A 16,850-nucleotide genomic window follows, 5' to 3' on the forward strand; every position below is an offset into this window, starting at 1 on the left:
AGGGCGGCCCTAAAATTATGTAATAAAATCAATAAGGTTGATGGGCCCTCCGGGCCCACCATTTGCTCTCTGACCCTGTATGACCGAAAAAGGCAGGCTGTTTAACGGTTTGCCCGCGCCGCTCTCGCATCGTGCTCGCGGCGGGTTCGGCCGCCCGGAACGGGTCCGCCGCATCGTGCACCGTTCCGCCGCGGATATCCCACCCTCATCGCGGGGGTCGCCAGCCGCGCGGGCGCGGGTTGCAGTAAGCCACAATCTCGCGGTGTATCCAGCGTGGTGTGCGCATCTCGAAAGTCTCAATCCGTACATCCCGGCCAGGCGATTGCAGGACCAATCGTCACCCATGGGCTCGCGACAGCTTCGCAAGCCCGTCAGCGTGTCGGCGAGCTTTTAGAGGGTATCGGTGTTTACGTCTCGATGGCCAGATCGATTCCGCACGAATTTTCCGGCAGATAGCCCGGGCATGTCTCTTGCCTGGGCAACTGCCAACGGGAAGCGCTGATCTATTCAAACAGTAAGGGTACCGGGTATATTTTCTAACTGTGCCAATGTGGAGTTCAGAAGAGTCACATCGTGCAGGATGCTCTTCAGGGACAGGATCGATAAATGCCCAAGCAAATTGTTTCCTTCGACCAGCTTGCCCAGGCCGATCGTCCAATCCGTATCGGCTTCTTTCTCATACCGGATTTTCCGCTCATGACCTTTTCCGCTGCGCTGGATTCCCTGCGGCAGGGAAATAGACTGGCCAAGAAGACTGCTTTTGAATGGTTGTTAATCTCCGCCGACGGTGGTCACGTCAAGTCGAGCAGTGGACTTGGGTTCGATGCGGATGCGTCAATGTTAGGAGCATCGCGCTGTGACGTTGTATTATTGTGCGCCGGAATCAATTACACGGATGCTTACGATTCCAATATATTCGCTTGGCTGCGGCGGATTTACTCTGAAGGATGTATCCTTGGTGCCGTCAGCACGGCTGTCTTTTTTCTCGCGAAAGCAGGCCTGCTGGAAGGACGACGGTGTGCGGTTCATTGGGAATCCCTTGCAAGTTTTCGCGCCGAATTTCCGAATTGTCTGGCGACTGACGATATATTTGCCATCGATGGCCGGTTCCTCACATCTTCCGGCGGTACCGTCACACTTGACATGATGCTATATTTGATCGCCGCCGTTGAAGGCCGGGATCTGGCCTCGCAAATTTCCGATCAATTCAATCATCCCCGTATTCGCCGGCAAAGCGATGTGCAAAGAATGGATGCTTTGGACCGGTTCGGCATCCGAAATCCCAAACTCGGTTTTGTCATACGCCGCATGGAGGCGACACTAAACGATCCGATCGAAATTGCGCAGCTGGCCAATAGCGTTACGATGTCCGTTCGCCAGCTCGAACGACTCTTTCAATCCAGCTTCAATAAGAGCCCCTCAAAATTTTACATTGAACTGCGGCTGCTGCGTGCAAGGGAATTGCTGATCAATACCGAGCTTGCAATCAATACTATCGCCGACATCTGCGGCTACGAATCTGCTTCGCACTTCAGCCGCTTCTATCGGCGTCACTTCAAGGAAAGTCCTGCCGTAACCAGGCGAGAGAACCACAGGTAGGGCGACATACTGTTGGCATGACTATGTCGCTTCACGCATAGAGAGCGTCGAGTCGGTGCATATATCGCCATGTAAATCGCTCTTAGATTATCCGAAGCCCAAGAGACGGACAGAAGTTCGCAACGAGGCAGGCCGGGGTAGCAACGTCGCCGTGGCTTACAAAAAACGGAACCGTTAGTGATCAAGAGGAGATAGCGATCATGGACACAGATGAGCATCCCTATATACCCACGCTGATTGCCGACCTCGCGAGCAGGGGCATCAGTCGCCGAGATTTTTTGCGTAAGGCCACCCTTCTTGGCATGTCAGCCGCCGCTGCCTATTCGCTTGCCGGTATTTCCGAATCGAGCGTCGCAAGGGCAGAAGACATGCCCAAAGGCGGCAATCTGCGTATCGGCATGCGCTGTATGGAAATCAAAGATCCGCACCTGGCCGACTTTGCTGAGAAATCAAATGTCATCCGCCAGGTCTGTGAATATTTGACCTTGACCGATCGCAACAACATCACCCATCCGTATCTTCTAGAAAAGTGGGAGGTCAGCGACGACCTCAAGACCTGGACGCTGCACATTCGAAAAGACGTCAAATGGCGCAAGGGTGGCAAGGTATTGACGGCAGACGATGTCGTCTGGAATTTGAAGCGTGTCTGCGATCCGGCAATCGGATCGTCAATGCTGGGCTTGTTCACCGGTTATCTCGTACAGGAATATGACGGCGGCGAGAAAGACGAGAAGGGAAATCCCAAGAAGTCGAGCAAACTCTGGGCAGAGAACGCTATAGAAAAGGTCGACGACGCTACCGTCCGCCTAAACTGCTTTGCCCCGCAAATCGCTGTTCCAGAACATCTTTACCACTATCCAATGTTCATCCTCGATCCGGCCGAGAACGGCGCTTTCGGCGCCGATGCCAATGGCACAGGTCCCTTCGAGATCGTTGACTACACGGTTGGCAAGGGCGCGAAATACAAGGCCCGCAGCGACTACTGGGGTACAGGTCCCTATCTCGATACGTTTGAATATGTCGATCTTGGCGACAATCCCGGAGCGGGGATCGCTGCCGTCGCTTCAAGGCAAGTGGACGGTCTGTCGGAAGCCGATGCTGTCCAGGTCAATGCAATGAAAAACTTCCCGCACGTCGCAGTCTATAAGGTCGAAACCACTCAGACTGTTGTTGCCCGTATGCATCCAGATGCCGAGCAGTTCAAGGACAAGCGGGTTCGCCAGGCCATGCGCTACGCGATTGACCGGGAAAAGATTATTCAGACATCACTTCTTGGAGCCGGTACGCCTGCGGAGGATCATCACGTTGCTCCGTCCCATCCCGAATATGCGGCCCTTGCGAAATTTCCTCGCGACATCGAAAAGGCGAAGAAGCTGCTTGCCGATGCAGGATATCCGGAGGGATTCGAATTTGACATGGTAACCCGTCCAGATCCTATCTGGGAGTTGAATACGGCACAGGTTCTTGCAGAGCAATTCAAGGATATAGGGGTCACCATCAATATCAAGTCGCTGCCAAGCGCTCAATATTGGGAAGTTTGGACTACGGCGCCCTTCAGTTTGACGGCCTGGGGCCATCGCCCCCTCGCCATCATGACGCTATCGCTTGCTTATCGCTCGAATGCGGCCTGGAACGAATCTCATTATTCCAACGCCGAATTCGACCAACTGCTGACCCAGGCAGAGGGGATTCTTGATCCGAAAGAGCGCAGCAAGGTCATGGCGAAGATCGAGGCGATCATGCAAGATGACGGGCCGATCGTTCAACCCTTCTGGCGCATCTTCTCGACCGTCATGGACAAGAAGGTCCAGGGCTTCGAACTCCACCCCTCGCAATATATCTTCGCGCATCAATACGCGATCGCGGCGTAAATCCTCCGTGCCATCCCCAGTCGCGAACGTGCGACCGGGGACAGTGCTGATGGCGATGGAACGATGACATGGTAAAATTCCTGCTCAACCGATTGGCAATGATGTTGCTGACAATGCTCTGCGCCTCCTTTCTGGTCTTCGCAGTCTGTGAATACACACCCGGCAGCGTCGCACGCAAATCTCTTGGACCTTTCGCGACGCAACAGCAGGTCGACTTGCTGACGGAAAAGCTGAAGGCAAACGATCCGCTTGTCGTACGTTATGGACGTTGGCTCGGTGTTCTCGTTGGGGCTATCCCTGATCCGCTGCAGGACCCGAGCACTGGCCTGAATTTCAAAGATCCGCGCGGCTCGCAATATTTTGGCAACTTTGGCTATTCGACCCTCAACAAGCTGCCTGTCAACGACGTGATTTGGAACAGGCTGGGCAATACCGCGATTCTCGCCGGTCTCGCCTTTCTCCTCATCGTGCCCCTTTCGATTATTTTTGGCATCCTGTCGGGGCTGAAGGAAGGAGGACCCCTCGACAGGATTCTGTCGGTGATATGCATCACCTTCACATCAATTCCAGAATTCGCTTCCGGCGTCTTTCTGGTCACGCTTTTCGTCATTCTCTGGCCGATACTACCCGGGACGAGTCCCTTGAACAGTGACGGAGGTTGGGCGATTCCTTACCAGTTCGTGCTGCCCGTAGCTGTGCTGGTGATCTACGATTTCGGATACGTCGCCCGGATGATCCGCGTTTCGATGATCGCTGTAATGGAACGGCCCTATATTCGCACCGCAGTGCTGAAAGGCATGAGCACACGTCGTGTGATCCTCGGTCATGCCCTGCGCAATGCGATGATAGCACCGTTCACTGTACTGCTCCTCCAGATCAACTTTCTCATCAGCGGCGTGGTCGTGACCGAGCTCGTCTTTGCATATCCGGGCTTTGGCCGATTGATACTCGAAGCCAGCCTGTTCGGCGATATCTCAACTCTCGAGGCGGCAACGCTGATCACTGTCGCCATTGCCGTCGTAACGCAGCTGCTGGGTGACCTCGGTTATATGCTGCTAGATCCACGCATCCGGGTGAGGTAAATCATGGCAACTCTAGATATTCCGGATGCAGTTCAGGTAGCCCGTATAAAACGTCAAGCACGGTCCAACTGGATGCGGATCTTTTATTCGCGCACAGCTCTCATCGGCCTGTTTCTCGTCACGTTCTGGATTGCCGCGGCCGTGCTGGCCCCCGTTCTGCCTTTGCCGTCTCCAACGGATTCCGATGTTATGGCCATGGGCAATCCATATCCTTCCGCGGCTCATTGGCTGGGCACTGATATCCTGGGACGGGACATATTGGCCCGGCTGATCTTCGGTGCAAGAACGGTGCTGTCGGTTGCCCCGCTTTCTGTGGCCGTGGCCATGATTGTCGGAATTACGATGGGCATGCTCGCCGGTTATTACGGTGGCTGGATCGACACCGTCATCAGCCGGTTTTCCGACATTATCCTCGCTTTCCCCGTGCTGGTCATCTACGTCATTCTGATCGCGAATATCGGGCCTTCTGTCATGAACATCGTGATCGCGACAACAATCGCATCGGCCCCCGGTATAGGGCGCATCACGCGCGGTTTGGTGCTCGGCCTCAAGGAGCAGGAATACATTGCGGCGGCGCGGCTGCGAGCAGAGAACGCGCTTTATATCATGCTGGTCGAACTCCTCCCCAACTGCCGCAGCATGTTGATCGTCGATGCCTGTTTGCGCATTGGTTATACGATCATCACTATTGGCATTCTTGGCTTCCTCGGTCTTGGACTACCGCCCCCCAATCCGGACTGGGGCGGGATGGTCAAGGAGAGCGTAACGGTTCTCAATGTCTGGCCGTTGATGTCCCTGATCCCCTCCGCAGCCCTCGTCAGTCTTGTACTTGGCTTTAACCTGCTCGCTGATGGCATGAGAGAGGCTTGGAAACCATGAACCTGATCGTATCCAACCCTAAGGGAGCGGCTATGTCCGGCAGTTCACAGTCCGATACCGTTCTTGATATCAACGATCTGAGGATCGAGTTTCACGGCAAAAGCGAGACCGTGGTGGCCGTTCCCACCCTGTCGTTTAGCGTCAAGGCAGGGGAAAGTTATGGTCTCGTCGGTGAATCCGGTTGCGGCAAGAGCACGACTGCCATGGCCATCATGGGGTATCTCGGCAACACGGGTGTGATCGCCGGTGGCAGCATCCGCTTCGAAGGCAAGGAACTCGTAGGCGCAAGTGCGAGAGAGTTGCGGGCAATCAGGGGCCGTCAGATTGCCATGGTCTATCAAGACCCGATGAGCGCACTCAATCCGGTTAAAACAATTGGATCCCAACTTGCAGAAGTGCCGCTTCTGCATCTGGGAGTGTCCCGCACGGAGGCCATGGAAATGGCTGCCGCCATGCTTGCAGATGTACGTTTGCCTGACACCAGCGATATGCTCAAGCGCTATCCGCACCAACTTTCGGGCGGTCAACAACAGCGCGTGGTTATCGCTATGGCGCTCCTGGCGCGCCCGTCCTTATTGCTTCTAGATGAGCCGACAACCGGCCTCGACGTTACCGTGGAAGCGGCGGTTATTGATCTGATCGGTGAATTGCGGTCCCGCTATTCCACAAGTCTCTTGTTCATCTCGCACAATCTTGGATTGATTGCGGAGACCTGCGACCGGGTTGGCATTATGTATTCGGGCGAAATGGTGGAAGAAGGCCCCACCGGGGATCTCTTTCGCAGACCACGCCATCCCTATACGCAGGGCTTGATCGATTGCATCCCCGATATAACCCATGACAAGCGCAGCCGGTCGCTTGCCGCTATCCCCGGGCATATCCCGTTGCCACAAGAACGGCCCGTCGGCTGTTTCTTCGCACCGCGCTGTACAGGGTTTACGGCCGGTCTGTGTGATAGGCCGGATCTCGCGCTTGAAGATATCGGCGGTGATCATATGGTTCGCTGCATTCGCTGGAGGGATATGAAACGTTCCCAACCTGCCCAACTTGCGCAGATTGGCGAGGCTCAGGTTCAAATAGAAGCTGTGGCGGTTTCTGATCTGACCAAAGTTTACAAGCTGGGCGGGGATAGAACCCTGAAGGCGAATGAATCAGTCTCATTCAACGCGGCGAAGGCCGAGATTGTCGCTCTCGTTGGCGAGTCCGGTTGTGGGAAGTCAACCTTGGCTCGCATCGTCACGGGACTTGACCGGGCCACTTCGGGAGAGGTTCGGATAGCTGGCGAAAACGTTGCGGAAATTCAGGCGAAAGACCGGCCTCGCCACCTTCTGCAATCCATCCAGATGATTTTCCAGAATCCGGACAGTACCCTCAATCCGTCCCATTCTGCGGCATTCTCGATCCGCCGTTCCATCAAAAAGTTCGGCATCCGCAAGGGCAAGGCCGCGGTCGAAGAGCGCGTTCGCGAGCTTCTTGAAATGGTGCGGCTGTCGCCTGCGATCGCCAACCGCAAGCCAAATCAGCTCTCCGGTGGGCAGAAGCAGAGAATTGCAATCGCCCGTGCCTTCGCAGCCGATCCGGCACTCATCGTTGCTGATGAACCTGTCTCAGCTCTCGATGTATCCGTCCAAGCGGCCATTGTTACGCTTCTTCTCGATATCCAGCGGGAGAGACAATCGACGATGCTGTTTATCAGCCACGACCTGGCGTTGGTCAGGCATGTCGCTGACAAAGTTGTTGTCATGTACCTTGGCAAGGTCATGGAGCAGGGAACTGTCGAAGAGGTGTTTGGCGGTGGTACGCATCCCTACACCGAAGCTCTGATTTCGGCGATCCGCAGCCCCAATCCGGATGAGAAGAGGCGCGATCGTGTCCATTTGACGGGTGATACACCAAGTCCGATCAATGTTCCCGCCGGCTGCCGATTTGCGACCCGCTGCCACCGAAGGGTCGGCGCAGTATGTGATTCCGCGCCGCCTCCACTACGAAAAATGTCAGACACACATGAGATTGCCTGCCATATCGACGCTGACGAGCTGCGCACCACCCCATCTCCATTCGGCGTATCAGCGCAAGGGTGTGCATAATTGTGACTCAACCGTCGGCATCCGGAACAAGACTCTGGCAGAAAGTGGCCCGGTCCCGCGCCATTTTCCCGATTCTGTTCAGTATATGCATCATTGGCACCGGCAACGGCTTGCTGACGACAGCAGTTTCACTTCATTTGAGCAATCCGGAGATAAACCCGCGCGTGGTCCAGATTGTGTTGACCGCATTCCCGGTGGGATGTCTGGCCGGTTGCCTCGTGACGCGGTTTCTTGTTGCCAAATTTGGCCATCAGAGGACCTTTCTCCTGGTTTCTTTGCTTGCGGCGCTGGCGACAGCGGGTTTTACCCTGACAATATTCATGCCCGTGTGGGTGGGTCTTCGTCTGGTGAATGGTCTGTCGATGGCAGCGCTGTTCATCGTTTCAGAGAGCTGGATCAATCTTTACGCCGACCAGCGCCATCGAGGCACCTATCTTGCGCTCTATATGCTGATGACCTCGCTTGCGGTCCTGTTCGGCCAATTGATGATCGAAGTGGCCGGACCGCATTCACCGCACCTGTTCCTCATTGCGACAACGACGTTCGTTGCTGGTCTGGTTTATTGCAAATTCATTGCCGCTTACTGGCCAGTATTGCCAGCCTGGGAACCTCAACCTGATCCATTGACGATCGCGCCAGCTAAACAGCGCTATGGTCTATGGAAACTTGCTATCCTCGCGCCTGCGACAATCCTTGGCGTTTTCCAGGCCGGCATGACCAATATGAATGTCTTTGCAATGACGCCGATATATGGTGTTCGTATCGGCCTTTCTGCCGCCACGACTGTTGCATTGGTCACAACATTCAGTATCGGCGGTATGCTGGCCCAGGCCCCGGTGGGCTGGTTGTCGGATCGCTTGGATCGCCGTCTGATGTTACTGGTGCAAGGGGGTGTTGCTGCCTTGCTGTGTGCCGGGATTGTATGGTCCGGCAATCGGTATGTTTCGTTGCTCTTCGTGCTTTTTTTCGCCTATGGAGCGACGGCTTTGACCATCTATCCCGTTGCTATCGCCTTTGCCAATTCACAGATTGAGAGCCGCCATATGGTGTCGGCATCCGGCGGACTGCTCCTTCTCTACTCCATCGGCAACGTCATGACGCCCGGCTTGGCTGCCGGTCTGATGGAACATGTAGCGCCGCAAGCGCTATTTGTAATGCTGGGCAGCGGAGCAGCGCTTGTAGCAATCGCAGCGAGTTTCAATCTCATGCGCAGACACGCCGTGATACCCGCCAGCAGGGGATCGAGTTGTGTAACCTCAGGAGTAAACGAATGAGCAGTGCATCTGATTTTGAGCTCGTCATTCGGGGTGGAAGGGTCGTCTTGCCAGATCAAACCCTTGAAATTGATGTTGGGATTCGTGGTGGGGAAATTGCGGCGCTTGGCAAAGATTTGCCTAAGGGAGATACGGAAATATCGGCTGAAGGCCGGCTGGTTCTCCCAGGCGGCGTCGATAGCCACTGCCATATGGATCAGCAGCCCTGGGAAGGCAAAGCCACGGCTGATGACTTCAACACCGGAACGCTGTCGGCAATGTGCGGCGGCACGACGACCGTTATACCCTTTGCCATGCAGATGCGCGGTCAATCGCTGCGAGACATCGTCCTCGACTACCACGATCGGGCCCGCCCGAAGGCTCACATTGACTATGGGATTCATTTGATTGTCGGTGATCCGTCGGTAGAGGTTCTAAGGAACGAGATCCCGGCCTTGATTAATGAAGGCTGCACTTCGATGAAAATCTACCTCACATATGACGGGCTGAAGCTCGATGATTATGAGGTACTGAACGTTCTCGATGTTGCCAGGTCAGAGGGCGCAATGGTCATGGTACATGCGGAAAACGACGCTTGCATCCGCTGGCTCACTGAGAAATTTATCGCAGCCCGCAAAACGCAGCTACGCTACCACGAGAAAGCTCACTCAGAGATTGGAGATCGGGAGGCCACCCATCGTGCAATCAGTTTGTCGGAACTGATCGAAACTCCCATTCTGGTCAGCCATGTTGCCGCCGGCGGCGCGGTGGAGGAAATCCGAAATGCCAGGGCCAGAGGGTTGCCCATCTACGCGGAAACCTGTCCGCAATACCTATTCCTGTCGGCTGAGGACATCGACACTCATGACCTGTCCGGATCGAAATGCGTCTGTACGCCGCCACCCCGTAACAAGTCCAATCAACCGGCGATTTGGGACGGGATACTTGACGGAACCCTTGAAGTTTTTTCATCCGATCATTCGCCCTGGAACTATGCCGACAAGATTGCTGGCGGTCCTGATACGCCGTTTAACCGGATTCCAAATGGCATTCCTGGCATTGAGACGCGACTTGCGCTGCTGTTTTCGGCTGGTGTCAATGGTGGCCGCATCTCTCTCCAGAAGTTTGTCGAGCTGACTTCCACAGCACCGGCACGTCTCTTCGGTCTCTATCCGCGGAAAGGAGCGATGGCGGTCGGATCAGATGCAGACTTGGCAATCTGGGATCCGGATCGAATAGTCACCATCAACAACGCGATGTTGCATCATGCAACGGACCATACACCCTATGAAGGTCAAACGGTGCGGGGCTGGCCCGTCATGACCATTTCGCGCGGGGAACTGGTTTGGAATGATGGCAAGGTTTTGTCCACGCCTGGTCGCGGGCAATTCATTGCGCGAGAACGACCCTTTTCACCACGGCAGGATCTTTCACGGACACTTGCGTCATGATGGAAATTCCAGATCAATCGGGGAAAAGGCTTGGCGGAAAAGTGGTCTTCATTACTGGAGCTGCAAGCGGTATCGGGGCAGCGATCGCGCGGCGCTGCATAGCCGAAGGAGGAAGCGCAGTCTGCGCGGACGCTTCGCCGGATAGCGTCGCAAAACTTGCTGCGGAACTGGGTTCTTGTGCCTTGGCGCTCGAGTGTGATGTGACGGATCAACGTTCCATGGCCCGGTCAATGAGCGCTGCTATTGATCATTTTGGGCGCCTTGATGGATTGGTCCACAATGCTGCGGCACCTTCGCTCGATGGCACCGTCGTCGATCTCGATGAAGAGCAATGGCGGCTGGAAATCGACGTTACCCTGACGGGCGCATTTATCGCCAGCAAATTCGCGGTACCACTCATGATTTCCAGCGGGGGCGGATCGATAGTGCTTGTCGCGTCCCAATTTGGTCATGTGGCGACCGGAAAGGCTGTAGCCTATTGCGCAGCCAAGGCAGGCCTCGTCCATCTTGCCAAAGCCATGGCGGTCGATCATGCCGGCGACGGCATTCGCGTGAACAGTCTATCTCCGGGGGCAGTGGCTACTTCTAGGCTTTTGCAACGATGGCCCGATCTTGAGACAGCCAATAAAGGTCTCGGACCCGCGCATCTGCTCGGCCGGATAGCGCAACCCGGTGAGATTGCCGCCGCTGCTGCCTTTCTTCTGTCCCAGGACGCCTCCTTCGTTACCGGCACTGATTTGCTCGCTGATGGTGGTTTTGCAACTCGGTGAATCTCTTCGCCACAATGAAATGGATCTCGAAATGACTCTCTTTGTAACTGGCGGTACGGGTTTTGTTATGAGTGTTCTGGTTCGCGAGTGGCTTGATCGCGACCCTCAGGCCCGAGCCGTTATTCTAGACCGGTCCGGACTTGACGACATGGCTGAGCGTTATTTCGCTCCCGTTCGAGACCGTCTTACCGTGCTCACAGCCGATATCCTGGATTCAAAGCAGTGGTCGAGCGAACTTGATGGCCATGACATTTCGCTAGTGGTCCATGGCGCAACGATAACCCCCATCTCGCGAGGCAGTGTAACGGAAGCGAAGCGCCAGCCGGAAGCCGAGGACCCGGCCCGCATCGTCGACGTCAACTTGATGGGAACCGTGAGGGTGCTGGAATGGGCCCGGACCAAGCCGTTGGTCAAGCGCTTTGTCTATGTTAGCTCTGGTGCGATCTATCGCCATCACGGCCCAGATTGGGCGGGAGAGCCGCTGCCGGAAGATGGATATGTCGCGCCGTTGACCCTTTACGGCATTTCCAAATTCGCCTCGGAAATGGTCGTCAACCGTTATGCTGATCTCTTCGGCATATCAGCCTTAAGTGTTCGCCTCGCATCTGTTTATGGTCCGATGGACCGGGCAACCACAAGCCGCAATTTTCGTCACGTACCAAATCGCGTCGCGCACATGGCCCTGGCAGGTGAGGTGATCCGTCCGAACAGCTTGGAACCGGTAGGTGACTATGCACACTCGGCGGATGTGGCACAGGCCATTATCGCTCTGCTCATGGCGCCACGTCTTCGTTACCGCCATTACAATATCGGGAGCGGCGTCACGTCGACCATCGGCGACGTGATCAACTGGGCGCAGGAAAAAATACCGGATCTGATGGTCGAGGTCAGCCCCCCGGAGACTGCCAACATAATTCAAGACACCGCACTGAAAGGCGGCATGTGGGGTGCTTATGACCTTGCACGTATTGAGCGCGACACGGCTTGGCGCCCACGTCCAGGCAAGGAGGCTTTTCACGACTACATGCAATGGATAGTCGCCAATGAGAGAGACGCAACAGGGAAGGGACTATGATGAGGGGTGAGACCGCGTTGAATCATACAGAACACCAGCCCCGCGATTTCATAGGCTACGGCCCGAAGCCACCCTTTGTCCGCTGGCCGAATGGCGTGAAACTCGCCATCAATCTGGTGCTCAACTACGAAGAAGGCTCGGAATACTCGTGGCTGGATGATGGTCGTAACGACAATTGGGGTGAATACAATATTCTCAATAGCCCACCGGTGCGCGATCTCGGCACCGAAACCCACTTTGAATACGGCAGCCGCGCTGGTGTCTGGCGTTTGGCGCGTCTTTTTGATCGCTTTAACATTCCAGTTACAGTGTCGGCCTGTGCTGTTGCGTTGGAGCGCAACCCGGCCGTCATCGAATGGATGAACGCACGCGGCCACGATCTGCTGGGCCATGGCCTGCGCTGGAGCGAATATTCCACCTTGCACCGCAATGAAGAGGAGCGCCAGCTGAATGAGGCAATTGCGCTTTACAAGAAGCTGACGGGACGGCGCCCGTTGGGCTGGAACTGCCGCTCTTTTCCGAGCGTCAACACGCGTGACCTGATCGTTAAAGAAGGTGGTTTCCTGTATTATTCCGACCCTTGCAACGATGATCTTCCCTATTACGCCGACCACGACGGGACGCGGCTGCTGGTTGTCCCCTATTCCAAGACGCTGAACGACAGTCGCTACCTGATAGCGCCCGGCTATAGCAATCCGCGCGATTTTGCCGAGGATTGCCGTTCCGCCATCGACTATATGGTCGACGAAGCTGACGAGACTGGGGGGCGGATGCTTACCATCGGTGTTCATGCCCGCTGGATGGGTCAGCCCAATCGTGCCTCGGGTCTGCGCGATGTTATTGAGCACGTCAGCAATAAACCATCTGCTGCCTTCATGCGGCGGGAAGACATCGCGCGTCATTGGCTCGAAAATCATGAATGAATCAATCCGCAGGGTCGATGCGAGCGAGGCAGGCAGATTGATGATCAGCCCGGTTAAGGCGGGAGGGCAGACTATGTCCGGCGCGCAGATCGTCGCTTCAATCCTAAAGCTGGAAGGCGTCAAGCAGATCATCGGCTTTCCCAACAGCGAGCTCTTCGATGCCTGCGCAGCACTCGACATTCCACCGGTTATCGCCCGAACGCCGCGCGTCGCGATCAACATTGCAGAAGGCTACGCCCGCACTGTGGCTGAAGGTGAGTTGGCTGTCGTAACAGTGCAGTATGGGCCTGGCGCTGAGAGCGCGTTTGGTGGGATCGCCCAAGCTTTCAACGATCGAACGCCCATTTTATTTTTGCCGACAGGATATCCGCGCGGGTCGGAAGCAGTGACCCCAAATTTCCACGCCAGCCGTAATTTCCGGCACGTGACCAAATGGTCCGAGACAGCAGGCCGCATCGAACATCTGCCCAGATTGATGCATTCGGCCATTTCCCGCGTTCGCAATGGCCGCCCAGCTCCCGTACTTCTGGAGTTGCCCGTCGATTTGCTTGCGGAAAAATTCGATCCAACCAATGAGGTCTATCAACGACCACGGCGCAGCGCACCGCAGGGTGACGTTGGCGAGATCGCGGAACTCGTCAAAACACTTCTGGCGGCAAAAAACCCGGTGGTGTTTGCGGGTCAGGGAGTTCTTGCCGCCTCCGCCTCGAAGGAACTGGTCGAGTTTGCCGAATTGCTGGGTATCCCGGTCATGACGACACCAAATGGAAAGAGTGGCTTTCCGGAAAACCATCCATTGGCGCTAGGGACGGCAGGCAGGGCAAGGCCGACCACGGTGGATCACTTCATGGACAAGGCAGACGTCGTTTTGGCGCTGGGCACGAGCTTGACGCGATCCTACTACATCTTGCCGATCGCGAAAGACAAGGTGCTCCTGCAGGTTACGGTGGACGAGGGCGACCTTGGCAAGGATTATCCCATCGCCCAAGGCGTCGTCAGCGATGCTCGCTCGGCTCTCAGGCAGATGATCGCCTATGTCAATCAACACAAGCATGTCTTGGTGGATCGCGCCGACGTCATCAACGAGATCCGTTCGAAACGGTCCGCATTCAGGGAACGCTGGATGCCGCTATTGACTGCCGACAGCGAGCCGATCTCACCTTATCGCGTCGTTTGGGAAATCATGCAGGTGGTCAATCCCTCTAACTCTGTCGTCACTCACGACGCTGGTAATCCACGCGATCAGTTTAGCCCATTCTACGAGGCCGTTGTACCGGGAAGCTATATAGGCTGGGGGAAGACAACTCAGCTTGGCAGCGGCCTCGGTTTTGCGCTTGGTGCCAAACTCGCGCGGCCCAACGCCACTGTTGTCAACCTGATGGGTGAATCCGCCTTTGGCATGGTTGGTATCGATTTCGAAACTGCAATCCGGTGTCACTTGCCAATTCTGACCGTGGTCCTACGCAACAATGTGCTTGGCGGTTATGCGGCCAGCATGCCGATAGCTTCCCGAAAATATGGCGCAAACCATATGTCGGGCGCCTATGCCCCGATTGCAGAAGCCTTGGGCGGTTACGGGGAATGTGTGAGCCTTCCGCAAAACCTTCGGCCGGCGCTCCTGCGTGGCCTTGAGCGGACGGGCAAGGGCCAGGCAGCGCTGATCGAAATTGTCACACATGAAGAGCCTCGCTTGCCGGGCTTGAGCTGACCAATGTGGACCGGCCAAATGTTTGATACGCTGATCACAGGCGGAACCGTCGTCAATGCGGAAGGAGAGCGCAAAGCGGACATTGCCATCGCCAACGGACGGATTGCCGCGCTCCTTTCTCCTGGAGAAACAGCAGGTGCCCGGACACATGTGGATGCCGCAGGGAAATATCTGCTTCCGGGACTAATAGATGCGCATGCCCATCTGCGTGAACCGGGGCTCACTCACAAGGAAAATTTCGACAGTGGCACAAAAGCTGCGGCTCTCGGGGGCGTCACGACTGTGCTTGATATGCCGACGGACGAACCCTGGACAGCCACAGGTCAGCAGCTGCGCGACAAGATGGAATTGGCGAAAGGGCGTCTCAACGTCGATGTCGGATTTCAGGGCGTCATGAGTAAGGACATGAACGCCGTCCTGGAAATGCTCAAGCTTCGGCCCGTATCCCTCGAGCTTTTTACTGCAGATGTGCCGTCTGCCTATCTCTTTGACAGCGTCGACAGCATTCAGCAAATATTGCAGAAATTCGGCAAAGAAAATACCGTGATAGGCATTTCGCCTGGTGATCAGTCTATTCTGTCAGGCAGCGAGGCGCGCGACCGGGCCGGTGGCATTCAGGCATTTCTATCCAGCCGCCCGCCGCTGGCTGAAGCCAACGGTATCGCTCGCGCGGTTTTGGCAGCCGCCCAGTCCTCTGCCCGCATTCATATTCGCCAGATCAATTCTCTCCTTGGCCTTGGTGTGTGGCGCCGTCTTAAAGAGATGGCGGATGCAACCGTGGAAACGACGCCGCAGAATCTCTTTTTCACGGCGGACGACTACGAGGTATTGGGGGCAAACCTGAAAGGTTCGCCCCCGCTGCGCGGACGGGATGATGTCCAGGCATTACGTGCGGCACTTTCGGAGGGATTGATCGATATTGTCGCGACGGACCATGCACCCCATAGCGCGGCGGAGAAGGCCACGCGTTACGGTACTTTCGCCGAAATTCCCGGCGGGATGCCCGGCCTGCAAACCCTTCTACCGGTCATGCTGAAGCTGGTCGACGAGAGGGTGATAAAGCTGACAGACCTTGTGCGCATGTGCGCTCTGGCCCCAGCGCAGCGTTTTGGTCTCGGTCGCTCGAAAGGTGCTATAGCTACCGGTTATGACGCCGATATTGTGATCATCGACCGGAACCGGAAATTCAGGATCACCAACGCGCAACAGGTGTCCCGGGCCGCCTACACGCCATTCGATGGTTGGACCGTTCCTTCTGAACTCACGGACGTCTTTCTGCGCGGCAGGGCGATCGTGTCTCAAGGATCGCTTGTCTCAGAGGCCCAAGGCCAAGTCATAGCCCGGCAGGATTGAGAGTAAACCAATGCCCATATTGCAGAACAGAATTGCGATTGTCACCGGCGCGAGTTCAGGCCTTGGCCGTGCCATAGCGCTTCGCTACGCCAAGGAGGGAGCGACAGTCGTCGTCGTTGATGTGATCGAGACGCCACTTGAGGGTGGGGAAACCACTTCAAATATGATCTGTGACGAAGGCGGAAAGGCCATCTTCATCAAGACCGACATCTCCAGCTGGGATGCTGTCGACAGGCTGATGGAAGAGACGGTCAAGCAGTTCGGTCGGCTCGACGTGATCGTCAACAACGCCGCCATATATACGTCAACCAACCTGCTTGAAACGACGCCAGATCAATGGGCCCGTGTTATCGGGGTCAATCTCACCGGTTTCTTTTATTGCTGCAAACGAGCTGCTCAGCAGTTTCTGAAGCAGGAACCGGTCAATGAGGTACGTGGCCGGATCATTAACATCTCGTCCCAGCACGGCATGGTCGCTTGCCCCGGAGACTTCCCCTACGGCGTCAGCAAGGGTGGCATTGTCCAGATGACCCGGCAGATCGCGGTGGACCACGCCGATAAGCTGATCGTCTGCAATGCGATCGCGCCGGGCAAGATCATCACAGGCAAACCCGGTGTCGCAAATGACCCGGATGGCCTCGCATACTCCCGGCAACGCACGCCTTGGCCACGGCTCGGCGTACCTGAGGACGTCGCCGGCGCTGCCCTGTTTCTCGCAAGTGATATGGCGAGCTACATCACAGGCATCAATCTCATGGTCGATGGCGGCTGGATGGCCGGTTAAAACAGGGCATTTTTC

General features: G+C 56.0%; 13 protein-coding genes. All 13 read left to right on the forward strand.

The annotated features are described in order from the left end of the window. Positions 1 to 606: 606 nt before the first annotated feature. The 13 genes from J2X72_RS16455 (at position 607) to J2X72_RS16515 (ending at position 16,835) form a co-directional block, all read left to right on the forward strand. Positions 607 to 1,599 (forward strand): GlxA family transcriptional regulator, encoded by a 993-nt coding sequence (locus J2X72_RS16455; protein WP_310073516.1) that lies wholly within the window; start codon positions 607 to 609, stop codon positions 1,597 to 1,599. A gap of 200 nt (positions 1,600 to 1,799) precedes the next feature. Further along, entirely contained in the window at positions 1,800 to 3,470 is a 1,671-nt protein-coding gene (locus J2X72_RS16460) for an ABC transporter substrate-binding protein (RefSeq protein ID WP_310073518.1), read from the forward strand. A 68-nt stretch (positions 3,471 to 3,538) separates the two neighbouring features. Then, positions 3,539 to 4,552, forward strand: coding sequence for an ABC transporter permease (locus J2X72_RS16465; protein ID WP_310073520.1), 1,014 nt, complete (start codon positions 3,539 to 3,541; stop codon positions 4,550 to 4,552). A gap of 3 nt (positions 4,553 to 4,555) precedes the next feature. Then, positions 4,556 to 5,431, forward strand: a complete 876-nt coding sequence (locus J2X72_RS16470) for an ABC transporter permease (RefSeq protein ID WP_310073522.1) — start codon at positions 4,556 to 4,558, stop codon at positions 5,429 to 5,431. A 32-nt stretch (positions 5,432 to 5,463) separates the two neighbouring features. Continuing rightward, a complete protein-coding gene (locus tag J2X72_RS16475; RefSeq protein WP_310073524.1) occupies positions 5,464 to 7,518 on the forward strand; it encodes an ABC transporter ATP-binding protein in 2,055 nt (684 codons plus the stop codon). A 44-nt stretch (positions 7,519 to 7,562) separates the two neighbouring features. Next, positions 7,563 to 8,792, forward strand: a complete 1,230-nt coding sequence (locus J2X72_RS16480) for an MFS transporter (protein ID WP_310073527.1) — start codon at positions 7,563 to 7,565, stop codon at positions 8,790 to 8,792. Continuing rightward, a complete protein-coding gene (hydA, locus tag J2X72_RS16485) occupies positions 8,789 to 10,222 on the forward strand; it encodes a dihydropyrimidinase (RefSeq protein ID WP_310073529.1) in 1,434 nt (477 codons plus the stop codon). Before J2X72_RS16480 ends, hydA begins: the two co-directional genes overlap by 4 nt. Continuing rightward, the gene (locus tag J2X72_RS16490; RefSeq protein ID WP_310073532.1) at positions 10,219 to 10,992 is read left to right on the forward strand and encodes an SDR family oxidoreductase; all 774 of its coding nucleotides are present in this window, start codon (positions 10,219 to 10,221) and stop codon (positions 10,990 to 10,992) included. Before hydA ends, J2X72_RS16490 begins: the two co-directional genes overlap by 4 nt. Before the next feature lie 31 nt (positions 10,993 to 11,023). Next, entirely contained in the window at positions 11,024 to 12,067 is a 1,044-nt protein-coding gene (locus J2X72_RS16495; RefSeq protein WP_310073534.1) for an NAD(P)-dependent oxidoreductase, read from the forward strand. Further along, positions 12,067 to 12,990 carry an allantoinase PuuE gene (locus J2X72_RS16500; protein WP_310073642.1) on the forward strand — a complete coding sequence of 308 codons (924 nt, stop codon included), beginning with the start codon at positions 12,067 to 12,069 and terminating at the stop codon, positions 12,988 to 12,990. Before J2X72_RS16495 ends, J2X72_RS16500 begins: the two co-directional genes overlap by 1 nt. Further along, entirely contained in the window at positions 12,983 to 14,698 is a 1,716-nt protein-coding gene (locus tag J2X72_RS16505) for a thiamine pyrophosphate-requiring protein (RefSeq protein ID WP_310073536.1), read from the forward strand. Before J2X72_RS16500 ends, J2X72_RS16505 begins: the two co-directional genes overlap by 8 nt. Positions 14,699 to 14,716: 18 nt before the next feature. Then, the gene (locus J2X72_RS16510) at positions 14,717 to 16,051 is read left to right on the forward strand and encodes a dihydroorotase family protein (RefSeq protein ID WP_310073537.1); all 1,335 of its coding nucleotides are present in this window, start codon (positions 14,717 to 14,719) and stop codon (positions 16,049 to 16,051) included. A gap of 10 nt (positions 16,052 to 16,061) precedes the next feature. Next, complete coding sequence (locus J2X72_RS16515) at positions 16,062 to 16,835, forward strand: SDR family oxidoreductase (RefSeq protein WP_310073539.1); 774 nt, start codon at positions 16,062 to 16,064, stop codon at positions 16,833 to 16,835. The last annotated feature ends 15 nt before the right edge of the window (positions 16,836 to 16,850 follow it).

Source organism: Phyllobacterium sp. 1468, from assembly GCF_031455525.1.
Classification (GTDB): Bacteria; Pseudomonadota; Alphaproteobacteria; order Rhizobiales; family Rhizobiaceae; genus Phyllobacterium.